This window comes from Rheinheimera tilapiae, from assembly GCF_042432165.1.
GTDB lineage: Bacteria > Pseudomonadota > Gammaproteobacteria > Enterobacterales > Alteromonadaceae > Pararheinheimera > Pararheinheimera tilapiae.
Window position 1 is genome coordinate 666050 of sequence record NZ_JBHLXP010000003.1, and the last position, 13424, is coordinate 679473.

Consider the following 13424-nt stretch of genomic DNA (forward strand, 5'->3'; position numbering starts at 1 on the left):
GGTATTACTCCTGTACATTGTTGGAAGACAAACGCGGCAGGAAGCGGCCGGCCCGAACACCGGTCGCCGCCCCCTGCTGATAACTGAGCACACCGTTGACCCAGACTGCCTGAATACCAGCGGCACAGGCCACCGGGCTGGTGAAAGTGGCGGTGTCACGCACCAGTGCCGGGTCAAATAACACCAGGTCAGCCTGATAACCTTCCCGCAGCAACCCCCTGCCAGCCAGATTAAAATTCATCGCTGACAACGCTGTCATTTTATGCACAGCTTCAGGCAGGCCAAACAGTTGCAGATCACGGCAATAATGACCCAGCACACGCGGGAAAGCGCCCCACAGCCGTGGATGCGGCTGCGGATCACAAGGCAAACCATCTGAGCCCATCATGCTGAAAGGCGCCTGCAGAAAACGCTGCACATCGGCTTCATTCATGCCGTGGTAAACCGCACCGGCCGGCATCAACCGGCTTGCGGCTTCCACCAGGCTGCAGTGCCAATCGGCGGCGATGTCGGCCAATAAACGCCCGGCCATCGTTGGCTCCGGCTCGGACCAGGTAATGAAAATATCGAAATCTCCAGTGACCTGTGCCAAATCAAGCGTGCTGGAACTAGCCGAATATGGATAGCAGTCGCAGCTCAGTGCTTGCTGTTGCCGTCTGGCCGCGAAAAAGTCGAGGATCTCAGTAGAACGGCCCCAATTGGCCACGCCGGCGCATTTTAAATGCGACACCACCACCGGCACTTGCAGCGCTTCGCCCAAATCGGCCGCTTCAGTCAGCGCGTCGAGAATGCCATCAAATTCGGTGCGTAAATGCGTAGTGTAAATGGCACCGGCAGCCGAGAGCGGCGCGGCCAATGCCAATAATTCCGCTGCCGGCGCCTGACTGGCGTTGTGATAGGCCAGGCCGGAACTTAAACCTAAAGCACCTTGTGCCAAAGCAACTTCCAACATGGCACGCATTTGGTTGATTTCAGCCGGCGTTGCCGCACGGTCAAGCCGGTCCATCGTGCTGGCTCGAAGCGCCGTATGGCCAACCAAAGCCGCGACATTCACCGCCGGCTGGGCTGCATCGACAGCGACGGCATAGTCGGCAAAGGCCGGATAACTGAAATCAGCGCTTTGGCCAAGCAGATTCATCGGATCCGGTACTATGGCTGAGCGCAGCGTGACCGGCGCGGCACTGATACCACAGTTACCGGTGATCACCGTGGTGACGCCCTGACTAAGCTTGGCTAGCAGCTGCGGATTGCGCAGCACTTCCAGATCGTCATGGGTATGCACATCAATAAAGCCCGGCGCCAGCACCAACCCATGCGCATTCAGCTCAGTGGCGGCCCGCACGTCAGGTGCAGATAAATCGCCGATGGCGACGATCTTACCGGCCGCAACGGCCAAATCGGCCTGCCAACCCGGCCGGCCACTACCATCGAGCAGCATGGCGCCACGGATCAGCAGATCAAATTGATACGGCATGTCGCTCCCGGCATGTTGCACTGCTAATCCCCCAACGGCAGGCGCTCTGGCCCCTGACGGTGTTCATCCAGTTCATGTTTGATCCGGCGTAGTTTCTCGCGCGATTTACGTTGATTCAGCACTGCGATCTGACTGACCAAAATGTCGATCGCCGCCAGCATCACATAACGCGAAGCACTGGGTTTATAAATAAAATCAGACTCTTGCGTTATGATTGGCAGGTGAATATCGGCCAGCGCTGACAAACGGCTGTCCGGGCAAATCGCAATCACCTGGCTGCCATAATCTTTGGCAATTTGCACCGCCGCTTCGACATCGGGGCTAAAGCCGCTTAATGACAAACACAGCACCACGTCGCCTTTGTCGACGCTGGCCGCTGTCATCCGCATCATCAGTGGATCTGAATAGGCGTTACTCTGCACACAAAGCCGGAACAGCCGGTTATGAACTTCCTGCGCTAGCACAGAGCTGCCGCCACCGACGCCAAAAATCAGCACCTTTGGTGCGGCAATCATCAGCTGTGCTGCGGCATCGGTCACTTCCGGCCGGATCAGACCGCTGTTGAGCTGCAGAATGTCGATGATGGCGCTATAAATCGCCGGGATGTCTTTTTGCTCAACCGGCTTTTCGTTGATAAAGCGCTCGCCAATCGCCGCCGACTGCGCCAGCCGCAATTTCAGTTCCCGCACATTGGCGCACTGCAGTGCGCGCGCCAACCGGGTGATACTGGCGTGGCTGACACCGGCTTTGTCGGCCAGATCGTTAATAGGCGCATTGGCCGCATAATTCAGGTCGTGCAGAATAAACCTGGCCACTTTTTGTTCGGAAGGCCGCAAGTGGGCCAGGCATTCATGAATTCTTGACACTATATCCACAGCAGTTGGTCCCCAAGACGTTGTGCTTGCTGATTAAAACTCGGTCGCCAGCACGCGGCGCACGACAAAATCTTCATCCAATACCGCCAGTTGCCGCCATTTATCCAGCGTCAGGCAAGGGTGTGAAGCAGAAAAAGCCAGCATATCACCAACAGCTAAATCTGTATCAGCCGGGATCTGCAGCTGCAGATGCTGATCCATAATTTTGCTGGCCTGCCAGCCCGGCTCTACCGCAACCGGCGCCGTCATACCACTGCGATACCACAGTTGCGGCTGTGGCAAACCGGCGTCAAAAGCGACATCACGTTTACCAAGACCAATGATCGCAAGACCAGGTTCCGGCCGCGACAATACATATCCCCACAGTTGTAGCGCGTCTTCCAGTGCCCCGGGCACCAGACAGGCCTGCGGACTGCGCGCCAGCACCCGCTGCTGTGCTTGCTGATAAATACCGCTGTCATGCAGGGCATAGCAGCCAGGGCGCAGCACCAACGCAAACCCCCGCTGGCTTAATGTACTTTGCTGAAACTCGTCGGCGACCAAATCATAATTGGCCGACCCGGCACCACTGACCAGCAGTTGGCCTGCGACCGTTGGTTGCAACCAGCCGGCTTGGTGCAGCGCCAAGGTGGTCTGATAGCAGTCGCGGATAAATTGGCGCAGCGCGGTTTCATCGCCTTTGACCATACCTTCATAAAACTCGACACCACACAGCTGCAGTGCCGGATATTGGCGGATTTGCGCGGCCAGTTTCAGCGCCGCAGCGCCTCCCCGCACGCCACAACGCCCGCCGGCAACACCCAGCTCCAACAACAGATTCAAGCGGACGCCGGCATCTGCCATACACTGCTGCAACGCTGGTAACTGCGCCGCATCATCAACCAGACAATAAAACTCCAGCCCTGCCGCGATTAATGCTGCAACCTGACGTTGTTCGGCACGGCCAACCAACGGATTCGCCAACAGAATACGCCGCACACCAGCACGGGCCGCACTCTGTACCTGCGGTACTGTCGCCAGCGTCATGCCCCAGGCACCAGCCGCTTGCTGCGCCCGAAACAATTCCGGCGTCATCGCCGTTTTGCCATGCGGCGCCAGCAGGGCCTGACTTTGCGCAGCGAATCTGGCCATCCAGGCTAAGTTGCGCTGTAAGGCATGCCAGTTCAGTGTCGCGACCGGCAAGCACAGATCACCGTCCAGCAAGGACCAGCCCTGCTGCCGAAACTGCGACCAGTCACCCAACCCTTTACCGGTTTGCACCAAACCGTCTATTGAAACGTTAGCTAATTCAGTCACTTCGGCATTCCTCTTTTTACAGCCAGGCTTTTTAATTACGCCGCTACCTGCCAAAACATCGCCAGATCCCGCTGTAAAAATAATCGTTGTGTTGCATTAAAATATCGTGTTAAAACATAACAATCAATAGTGACAATAAAAGTTATTTAATAACATAAACGGGTTTTGCCCGATTTCACCGCACTCAAAAACGGCAGGCGACACCGGCCATTCCGACTCAACTCAGTCGGAAATAAGGCCGGCGCGACCTGTACATCTAAGGTGAAAACAACAAGTTATTGCAGAGGAACAACATGACACACCCACAATTTCGCGTCAGCTTACTGGCGCTGTCTGTCGCCATGCTGCTGAGCGCACCAGCGCTGGCACAAACCGCCACACCAGCGAATGGCCAAGCGGCAAAAGAACAAGATATCGAGCGTTTGGAGATCCGCGGCATCGCCGCCAGTAACAAACAAAACCTGAATAATAAAAGATTCAGTGAACAAGTGGTCGACACCATTACCGCCGAAGATTTAGGCAAACTGCCGGACGTCACTATCACCGACACGCTGCAGCGCATTCCCGGCGTGCAGATCCGCCGCTCGGCAGGTGAAGGCTCGACTGTGAACGTGCGCGGTATGCCGCAGGTCACCACGCTGCTGAACGGCGAACAATTTTTATCGGCCGGCTCGCTGACCACAGTGCAGCCGGATTTTACTGATATCCCGTCGGCGCTCATCGCCGGTATCGACGTGCTGAAATCGCCAATGGCCAATGTGCTGTCCGGCGGTATTTCCGGCACGCTGGATTTAAAAACCTGGCGGCCACTGGATTTAAAACCCGGCAGCACTTTTGCGTTTAACACGGAATTGACGCGCGGCAGCCTGTCGAAAGAAAACGACGGTAAAGTGTCGTTATTTGGCGGTTATAAATCCGACGACGAAAAGTTCGCTGCCGTAATGACCTTGTCTTATGACCAAAACAATCTCGCCAACTACTTAAATGGCGCCATCCTCAATGCGATGGAAGTGATTGGCGAAAACGAAAAAGACAAACGCGACTTCAACGGCGACAAAGACAACAACGATACTTTCTTCACCCAGCGTTATTACGGCGTGATGGACCGCACCACCGAGCGCGACCGCATCGGCGCTAATGCCTCAGTACAATATGTATTGAGCGATACGCTGACGCTGACCGCCGATCTGTTTCACACCCAAATGGACGATGCTGACCGCAAACAAGGCCTGATGGTCGACAGCGCGCGCGGTAACAACTGGGCTTATTCTGACAAATTTATCCCGCGCGCCGACGGTCCGCTTGGCGGCAACATTTACACCGTCAGCGAGGCGTTGTATCAGGTGCGCCGTGTCAGCGCTTATTCCGAAAGTCTGACCAACGACCGCGAATCCACCAATGTTAACTTGCAGCTCGACTTTGATAACAAAGACAATTTCTCTGGTTCGGTGCGCTATTTACGCGGTGACGCCAGCCGTGACCACACCGAAAACGTCGCACATGCCTATGTCACCAGCGGTGCACAACATGGCCTGATGCGCAACGTCGGCAATGGTGTTGAACCGGTCAACCCGCGCGGTTATGGCCCGGCCGATATTCCGGTGCAGTTCAGCCGCGGCGGTAAGTACATCAGCCTGAGTTACCCGCAAGGCTTTGCGCAGGATATCAAACGTACTAATTTGGTCTCGACCTATTCTGAGAACAATTTCCACGAAGAAGCCACGCTCGACGTGCTGCGTGCAGACGGCAAATATGCTTTTGAACTGGGCGATATTCAGTCGGTGTCGTTTGGCCTTCGCACCGCTAAACGCGATGTCGAGCGTGATACTTTTATTCTGGTTGCACCGTTTAAAACCGGCAATTTAGCGGCCGACGTGATGTGGAAAGACTCGGGCGCATCCTTAGGCGATACTAACGGCGACGGCGTCGCCAACGTGGCACGGGGCGATTTAACACTGGGCCGCGCCTGGTATTTTGATGAACTGCCGGCTGGCTGGGTGCATCAGGTCAACGGTTTTGGCCCGGCAAGTTCAGACAGCTTTTATCTGATTAACCCCAAAGCGCTGGACAACCCTTTCGAGTCGCAAAACCAGCTGTATCCGGGTAATAAAAAGCTGTCAGATCCGGCGAAAAGCTACGGTGTGACCCAGACCGACCACAGCGCTTATCTGAAACTGGATTTAGACGGTGAGATCGCGAGTCTGCCCTATCAGGCCAATATCGGCGCCCAGTACATCAAAACCGATCTGGAAATTCTGCAGAATCTGGTCGGCAGCGCGCGGCCCTGTTCACTCTGTACTGCCGCGATTAAAGCCGGTGAAGAGCTGATTAACCGCGATGACGACACCGTGCTGCCATCGGCCAACCTGCGGCTGGACCTTAGCGATGAGCTGATCCTGCGCGCCGCCTACGGCAAAACCATGACCAATCTGGATTTCAGTAAATTGGCCGGTGGTGTGTCAGTCGGCCGCACCCGCGCTGGTGACGTGCTCGCTAAAGAATATGGTGTGTCACCGGATTTACTGGTGGCGGTCAGCGGTCGCCAGAATGGTAACCCGCAACTGGAGCCATGGCGTTCGACCAACTACAACCTCGGCCTGGAGTGGTATTACGACAGCGCCAGTTTAGTCAGCGTGGGTCTGTTCCGGATGAATATCGATTCTTTCATCGAAAAAGGCCAGGTGATGAAAGGCCTGCCGGATATCGATGGCGTGGTAAGGCGTGAAGTGCCGGTTGATACCGAAATTAACGGCAAAGGCGGTACCGTGAAAGGCGTCGAGGTGACCTGGCAACAAAGTTTCGATTTCCTGCCTGGGATCTGGAGCGGCCTTGGCACCACGCTGAACTACACCTATGCGCCATCCGATAGCGCCAACAAAGATGTCTATGGCGCCATACTGCCCATCCAGGACAACTCGGAAAATTCCGGCAATGCGGTGCTGTGGTATGAAAAAGACGGTCTGCAACTGCGTGTCGCCGCCAACTACCGTAGTGATCGACTGGATTCTTTGGCCATTCCGCTCGGCAAAGGTGTGGTGCCAATCTGGACCCAATCGACGGTTTATGTCGATGCCTCCGCCAGTTACGACCTGTTTGACCACAGCAGCGTGTACCTGCAGGTCAGCAACCTGACCGGCGAGTTCGAAAACAACTACGCACAGTGGCGCGACCACGTGATTTACCAAAACGTCTACGAAAAACGCTGGACGCTCGGCTGGCGCAGCCGCTTCTGATCCGTCGATTCGGACCACTCCCTGTTTGAGTGCGATGTTTGGGGCCTTCGGGCCCCCTTTTTTGCTTTGTCAGCAGCAATGTTTAGCCAATTGAGCGCTGCGATATCGGGGATGTCTGGCTGATTTAAGAACTTTTAAACTGACCGATCTAGCCCCACGCTGCGTAACTACCACTGAACTATCCAACTTCAGGTAACAAGCAGCTATGTTTAATTTCTTTAAGCGCGACCCGCTGAAAAAACTCCGCCAGCAATACGATGCCAAAGCCGAGCAGGCCATGCTGGCACAACGTAAAGGCGATATGCGGTTATTCGCCGACTTAACCGCAGAAGCCGAAGAACTGTGGGCGCAATATCAACAGCTGCAACAAGCTACAGAGTCGGAACCACGGACTTAAAAGCAAGTGTTGACCACTGCTTCCAACGGCATTATCTGTCCATCTCAGTGCAGACGAAAAATAGCTTATCTGATTCGGTGGCTGGTGGTGGCTGATACGTAGTTTTGTGCCAGTTGCGGGCATTTTTAATCGTCATGTACGGCGTGTGACGCCCAGCGGGCTTCGCTTGCGCGTACCTACTCGCTAATTGAGATCGTAGGTACGGTTAGCGAAGCGCCACCGTACATAACATATTTGGATTGTCTGCAATTCGCTCATAGCTACCATCCCCTTTCAATCCCCGGTCAATGGCAACGTGATGTAAAACGTACTGCCTTTGCCTTCCACGCTGTCAAATCCAATAGTGCCATGCATTCGCGTCATCAGTTCCTTACAAATGCTGAGGCCAAGCCCGGTACCGCCGCGCTGGCGGGAATCTGAGCCGTCGGCCTGAGCAAACTTTTGGAAAATACGCGTATGAAATTCGGACGGAATACCGGGCCCCTGATCACAAACCTTCACCAGCACGCTGTTGTCTTTGATTACAGCAACAATCTGCACCGGGCTGCCCGGCTGGGAAAACTTCACAGCATTACTAATCAGATTACTCAGCACCTGTTGCAACCGCTGTTCATTGATCAGTACCGGCACCCGAATTGGCAGTTGCTGCAGATCCAGGCTCAGACTGACGGCAAAATTGGCGGCATAACCCTGATTATGTAGCAGCGCCTGTTCCAACTGCTGTCGAAGCTCAGCCGGTTGCAGGCTCAGGCTGGTTTCACTCAATTCCAGTTTTTCGATATCCAGAATGTCGTTCACCAGAGCCACCAGCCGCGCCGTATTTTGTTGGGCTAAGTTCAGCATCTTGCCGGCGGCCGGCGGCACTTGCCCCAACACACCGGCATTGACCAGTTCCAGCGAGCCTTTAATAGACGTCAACGGAGTGCGCAACTCATGACTGACCGTCGCAACAAATTCCCGCTTCAGCCGTTCCACCTTTTTCCGTTCGCTGATGTCATGTAGCAGACAGATATACCAGGTGCGCTCGGGCAGTACATAATTACTCAGACTCACCTCAAGTTCGAGCGGATTGCGCGTTGCGGTCAGCCCGGTAGTTTCCACCGGCCGGCCCTGCCAGGACTGCAACAAGGGCTGGATGCTATGCTGCAATACGGGCAACATAGTTCCAATCGGCAAAGCCCGGAACTGACGTTCGCTGTAGCCGAATAATTGCTGCGCAGCAGCATTGGCGCGATCGATCTGGCCAGCCGAATCGAAAATCAGGATCGCCTCGGCGGCATTGTCCAGAATGCCGCTCAGCTCCAGCGTACGTTGACGCACAAGCTGGCGGACGTGTTCAGCCCGACCGGTCACCGACAACAAAAAACCACCCAGTAAACTGCACAGCAACAAACCACCAGCCAAAATGGCCCAGGGTTGCAGGCTGCTTTGCGCACTGATGAACCGCTCGCTCGGCAGGATCTCAATACTGAAGCTGCGCCCGCCAACGTCAAAATCTTCTTGCCATACCAGCGGTTTGGCATAGGCCGGGATTGCCGAACTGACTTTGCTGTATACGGCTTGCGCCGCAGCACCGCTGATATCAGTGACCTGCAACTGGAAGCTGTCTGGTCGGTAGGCACTGAGTGCAGCATCAATTACATCACCAATATGTAGCACTGCCACCACATAACCGCGCAATGACTGCTGCCGCGCAGTCACCGAAGTAGGCGGCTTCGCGGTGGTATAAACTGGATAAAACAACAACATCCCGGTTTTTTGTACTTTGTCCTGAATCAGCGCCAGCGGTGCTGTCAGGGTGGCGCGGCCCTGGTCACGGGCGACTTGCATGGCGCTGTGGCGCAACGTCTCCGAACTCACGTCATAACCAACAGCACGGCGATTTTCTGCCAGAGGCTCAATAAATGTCACAGGAAAATAGTCGGCTCTCTTCGCTGCGGCTGCCAGCTGATTGCCAGAATTGCGTTCGCTGATCACAAAGCCGGCATCGCCATTAGTCCTCATTTCGGCCTCAAACGTCGGCCGCTGTGCCGCGGTCACCCGGGCATTCCAGCTGACCGCGCGGATCCCCGGATAGTCTCTGACCAGCGGGTCAACAAAAATTGCGAAATCGCTGCTGCTGACGCTGCTCGATGCAGCAAACAGCCGCTCTATCGGCTCTACCGAACTGGTATGTAACGCGATAGCAGATTTGATACTTTGCACCATCAACTTGGCTTGTTCATGAAATCGCTGCTGCAGCCGGCTCTGCTCGTCGGCGCTGGTTCGGAAAAATAACACCACCATCAACACACAGCTCAGCAACAATGGCAGACCGACGGTGCCAATGCGGCTGCGCCAGATCTCACGCGGTCTGGCGAAGGCAATAAACATTAAAGGTGTAGCGATCAGCACACCGATGCTGTCACCTATCCACCAACTCCACCAACTGAACAGGGTCTGACCCGGGGTAATGATCTGATGAGCATACAACACCGCGGTGCCAGCGCTGGCGCTGAGCAGGCATGTCAGTGGTCCGCCGATCAGCAGCAACAGCATGATGCTGCGGTCTGCAGTCAGTGGATTGGGAAAGCCGATAAAACGGCGGATCAGCCAGCAGGCACACAGACACTGCACTGTGGTTCCCAGCGCAATACCGCAGGCGACCGGCAGATGCTGCCAGCCTATTTGCGTCACACTGGCAACGGCTAATGACAGGTTCAGCAGCGTCGAGCCGAGAAACACCCCGAGCAACAGCGGATAACCCCAAATCAGCACCGCAGCAAGCGCGACGCCCACCGGTGGAAAAATGGCGCTGACAAATCCCGGCGGAATTGCCAGCAACATCGCCAGTCGTCCGGTGATCAGGAAGGCCAGCGCCAGCAGCACGATTTTTCCGGCAACGGAAGCAAAATGCAAAGACGAAGTTGCGCTCATCTGGCTCCCAATAGGTATCTGTTATCCAGTTCAACTTAAAGGTAAACCGGCTAGTTCCGCAAGCCGGGATTAGCTGAAAGCCAAAACTTCAGCCAATCGGCACCAAACACCGCCTCGCACAAGCCAACACCTGCAATCTCAGCTGCTGCAGCAACGGGCTTTCGGTTTGCCAGTGATGCCAATACAACGGCGTATCGAGAAAATAACCAGGCGCGAGATCAATCAAGTCACCATTGGCAAAATGCGCCTGCATTTGCAGCTCGGGTAATAAACCAAAGCCGAGGCCGGCCAGCACCGCTTTTAAAAAACCTTCGGAGGATGGGCACAAATGGACATGACTGGGGCTGATGCCGGCAATATCCTGTAAAAAGCGATGCTGCAGTGCATCGTCGGCGCTAAACACCAAACAAGGCGCCAGCGCCAGTGCTTTGGCTGTCAACGGCTGCAGCTGATAGCGCCGGATAAAGTCCGGGCTTGCCACCGCGCGATAACGCAGCGCGCCAAGCGGCATCACAGCACCGCCGTTCAGCGGCTGCGGGCTGTCGCAGATACAGGCCATCACGTCGCCTTGTTTCATCCGCTTCAGGCTGACCGACTGGTCTTCCACCACCAAATCAAAACACAGCTGGGGCTGATCCGGTAACACCAGCGCTTGCGGCAGCCAGGTTGCCAGTGAATCGGCATTGGTGGCCAGCCGCAACAGTTGTACTTCCTGATCTGCCAGACCCAGAGCAGCCTCCATCTGCCGCACTTGTTGCAGATGATTCAGCAGCCGCTGACCTGCCAGTGTCGGTCGTGGCGGTGTGCAGCGCTGCAACACCGGTTGCCCCAACATGGCTTCAAGCTGTTTAATCCGCCGGCTCACCGCCGACTGCGTCAGATGCAACTGCACCGCCGCCTTTTCAAAACCACCTTGCGCCGTCACGGCAGCCAGCGCCTGTAACAATCGATAATCCAGCATCAGTGGCTCCTGAACAAATCAAACTCAGACTGAATTTATGATTTTTATGCATGCATCACAATTATTATTCGTTGGAATCATAGAAAAGCCAGCAGTAAGCTCTGTGAATAACAGCAGGAGCAATCGAATGTGGTCATTTTTTACCGGGTTCAGTGTCGGACTGAGCCTGATTGTCGCCATCGGCGGGCAGAATATCTGGGTATTAAGCCAGAGCATGGCGGGCGCCAACCGGTTGGTGATCGCAACGGTTTGTATTGTCTGTGACGCGCTATTGATAGTTGCGGGTGTCAGCAGTATCGCCACGCTACAACAGTGGATCCCGCCACTGGTGCCGTTGCTGACCGTCGCCGGCGTGTTATTGCTGTTATATCTGGCTTATGGCGCGGCGAAGCGTGCCTGGCAAGGCAATTCCGGCTTGCAGACCGATGTGCAGGTGCAATTGCAGTCGACCGGAAAAACCGCACTGACAGCGCTGGCTATCACCTTGCTGAATCCGCACGTTTATCTGGATACTGTGGTGTTGCTGGGCAGTCTTGGTAATGCACAGCCGTCACCATTTTGGTTCACTGTTGGGGCCTGCCTGGCATCATTTTGCTGGTTCAGCGCGCTGACCGGCTTTGCGCCAAAATTAAAATTATTGCTGAGCTCACCGCTGCGCTGGCGGCTGTTTGATGGCAGTGTGGCGCTGATGTTGTCGCTGATCGCCGTCAAACTGGCGCTATAAACCGAGTCTGAAACAGGGCTGTCGGCAACCTGTAACAACCGGCATATCCGGTAACGTTTTCGTGCTGGTCAAGGCATATTCACGCGTGCAGGATCTGGGAACTTTGTCCAATACCCTCAACAAGGAGTTTTAGATGTCATTGTTTCTCAATCCTTTTTCCGCGCCAATCCGCCAGAGCTTATGGCTGTCCGTTGCACTGATGGCTTGCACCATCCCCCCGACACAAGCGGCAACCCCTGCAGCCGAGACCAGCGCCGCGCAACTGGCGCAGGACTATGTCCGCGCCACCTCTGGTTTTGATCAGGCGTTGCTACAACAAATTCTGGCACCGGACTATCAGGAAATTTCACCGGTTGGTGAAGTCGATGCCAGAGACAAAGTGATCAGCTTTTATCCGGCCGCAGCCAAGGCCAAAGCACCGCCAGTCACGCCGGTATTATCTGAATTGACCAGCCGAGTGTATGGCGAAGCGCTGGTGATCAGTACCGGCAAATTGACTTACAATTTTGCCGGTACCCCACATAGCCGTAGCATGCGCGTGCAGTTTGTCAGCGCGCTGCAGCAAAACCGCTGGCAATTAGTGTCGGCGCAGTTCACCGGCATTCCTGCAGCGAAAAAATAACAGCCCCGCTTCAGGTTGCTGCGCTGCCACGCCAGCGCCATAACAACACGGTGAACAAAATCACCGTGATTAAGCCCGGGACGCTGGCTTCCAGACCAAAACTGCCACCACTAAGCCAGTCCGGGCAACCTGCAGCAATGACCGGGCTGAGCATGCCCTGTTCGGCTGAACCCGACACGCCAAAGCCAAATAACGTCCCTTGGGTAAAATTCGCCATAAAATGCAGGCCAATTGGCAGCGCCAGGCTGCGGGTGCGCAGATACGCCAAACCAAACATCAGCGACGCGATGAAAATATTCAGCATCGCCAGATAATGCCAGCTGTCGCCTTGCTTCAACGCAGAGGCATGGTTCAGCACAAAATAAGCCGACATGACCAGTTGCGCCGGCCAGCTACCGATGCCGTCGATCAGACGCTGAAACATAAAGCCGCGAAAGGTCAGCTCTTCAGTCACCGCCACACCGACAAACAACAGTAAGGCTGCCAACAATGCGGTCTGACCCAAACCATGCCATTGCCAGCTGAGCTGACCGGTCAGCGTTAACAACAACGCCGGCAATGCCATCAGTCCAGCCCCCAGCAACACACCAGCCGCCAGCTGTCGCAGCCATTGCCGATTCAGCGCGCCAAGCAACTGCGCTTGCGGTTTACCGCGCAAACGCTGGCACAACAGCGATACCAACAACACGAGCAACGCCTGCATCCAGGGCGCCAGTTCGAAGCCCAAACTGCTGCTGAGCATGATCAGCGGAAAAACGCCAGCAGCCAGCAACAGGAAGAACAGCGCGATCCACCAGCCGTTACGCAGCTCCCCGCCGCTATTTCTGAATAAAGTGCTGAACCTAGTTCTGAACATTGCTGATCCTGTGTCATAACAATACGCAACCATCACAATCTAAAAGCGACCAGTTGTCTGTCGCTGAATT

10 protein-coding genes are annotated in these 13424 nt (G+C 55.3%); 4 read left to right on the top strand and 6 right to left on the bottom strand.

Going from position 1 to position 13424, the window contains the following annotated elements:
• Positions 1-4: 4 nt before the first annotated feature.
• Genes ACFFJP_RS13865 through ACFFJP_RS13875 form a run of 3 tightly spaced genes read right to left on the bottom strand, consistent with a single transcriptional unit; the run spans position 5 to position 3645 of the window.
• Entirely contained in the window at positions 5-1474 is a 1470-nt protein-coding gene (locus ACFFJP_RS13865) for an N-acyl-D-amino-acid deacylase family protein (RefSeq protein WP_377245086.1), read from the bottom strand.
• Between the two features lie 23 nt (positions 1475-1497).
• Entirely contained in the window at positions 1498-2349 is an 852-nt protein-coding gene (locus ACFFJP_RS13870) for a MurR/RpiR family transcriptional regulator (RefSeq protein ID WP_377245089.1), read from the bottom strand.
• Between the two features lie 33 nt (positions 2350-2382).
• Entirely contained in the window at positions 2383-3645 is a 1263-nt protein-coding gene (locus tag ACFFJP_RS13875; protein ID WP_377245092.1) for an alanine racemase, read from the bottom strand.
• A 293-nt stretch (positions 3646-3938) separates the two neighbouring features.
• On the opposite strand from ACFFJP_RS13875, the gene ACFFJP_RS13880 reads away from it, so the two are divergent.
• Both ACFFJP_RS13880 and ACFFJP_RS13885 read left to right on the top strand, forming a co-directional pair.
• The gene (locus ACFFJP_RS13880; protein ID WP_377245095.1) at positions 3939-6878 is read left to right on the top strand and encodes a TonB-dependent receptor; all 2940 of its coding nucleotides are present in this window, start codon (positions 3939-3941) and stop codon (positions 6876-6878) included.
• A gap of 205 nt (positions 6879-7083) precedes the next feature.
• Positions 7084-7275: a DUF6435 family protein gene (locus ACFFJP_RS13885; protein WP_377245098.1), complete on the top strand. Its 192-nt coding sequence runs from the start codon at positions 7084-7086 to the stop codon at positions 7273-7275.
• 273 nt (positions 7276-7548) lie between these two features.
• Here ACFFJP_RS13885 and ACFFJP_RS13890 read toward each other — a convergent pair whose 3' ends face one another.
• Positions 7549-10191 (bottom strand): CHASE domain-containing protein, encoded by a 2643-nt coding sequence (locus ACFFJP_RS13890; protein WP_377245101.1) that lies wholly within the window; start codon positions 10189-10191, stop codon positions 7549-7551.
• Positions 10192-10279: 88 nt separating this feature from the next.
• Complete coding sequence (locus ACFFJP_RS13895; protein WP_377245104.1) at positions 10280-11152, bottom strand: LysR family transcriptional regulator ArgP; 873 nt, start codon at positions 11150-11152, stop codon at positions 10280-10282.
• A gap of 127 nt (positions 11153-11279) precedes the next feature.
• On the opposite strand from ACFFJP_RS13895, the gene ACFFJP_RS13900 reads away from it, so the two are divergent.
• Together ACFFJP_RS13900 and ACFFJP_RS13905 are read left to right on the top strand one after the other, a co-directional pair.
• The gene (locus tag ACFFJP_RS13900) at positions 11280-11876 is read left to right on the top strand and encodes a LysE/ArgO family amino acid transporter (protein WP_377245107.1); all 597 of its coding nucleotides are present in this window, start codon (positions 11280-11282) and stop codon (positions 11874-11876) included.
• Positions 11877-12009: 133 nt separating this feature from the next.
• Positions 12010-12498: a nuclear transport factor 2 family protein gene (locus ACFFJP_RS13905; protein ID WP_377245110.1), complete on the top strand. Its 489-nt coding sequence runs from the start codon at positions 12010-12012 to the stop codon at positions 12496-12498.
• A 10-nt stretch (positions 12499-12508) separates the two neighbouring features.
• Here ACFFJP_RS13905 and ACFFJP_RS13910 read toward each other — a convergent pair whose 3' ends face one another.
• Positions 12509-13354, bottom strand: coding sequence for a CPBP family intramembrane glutamic endopeptidase (locus ACFFJP_RS13910; RefSeq protein ID WP_377245113.1), 846 nt, complete (start codon positions 13352-13354; stop codon positions 12509-12511).
• Between the last annotated feature and the right edge of the window lie 70 nt (positions 13355-13424).

Coding starts and splice junctions, on each gene's coding strand:
- ACFFJP_RS13865 (WP_377245086.1), bottom strand. CDS start 1,474: ATGCCGTATCAATTTGATCTGCTGATCCGTGGCGCCATGCTGCTCGAT.
- ACFFJP_RS13880 (WP_377245095.1), top strand. CDS start 3,939: ATGACACACCCACAATTTCGCGTCAGCTTACTGGCGCTGTCTGTCGCC.
- ACFFJP_RS13885 (WP_377245098.1), top strand. CDS start 7,084: ATGTTTAATTTCTTTAAGCGCGACCCGCTGAAAAAACTCCGCCAGCAA.
- ACFFJP_RS13890 (WP_377245101.1), bottom strand. CDS start 10,191: ATGAGCGCAACTTCGTCTTTGCATTTTGCTTCCGTTGCCGGAAAAATC.
- ACFFJP_RS13895 (WP_377245104.1), bottom strand. CDS start 11,152: ATGCTGGATTATCGATTGTTACAGGCGCTGGCTGCCGTGACGGCGCAA.
- ACFFJP_RS13900 (WP_377245107.1), top strand. CDS start 11,280: ATGTGGTCATTTTTTACCGGGTTCAGTGTCGGACTGAGCCTGATTGTC.
- ACFFJP_RS13905 (WP_377245110.1), top strand. CDS start 12,010: ATGTCATTGTTTCTCAATCCTTTTTCCGCGCCAATCCGCCAGAGCTTA.
- ACFFJP_RS13910 (WP_377245113.1), bottom strand. CDS start 13,354: ATGTTCAGAACTAGGTTCAGCACTTTATTCAGAAATAGCGGCGGGGAG.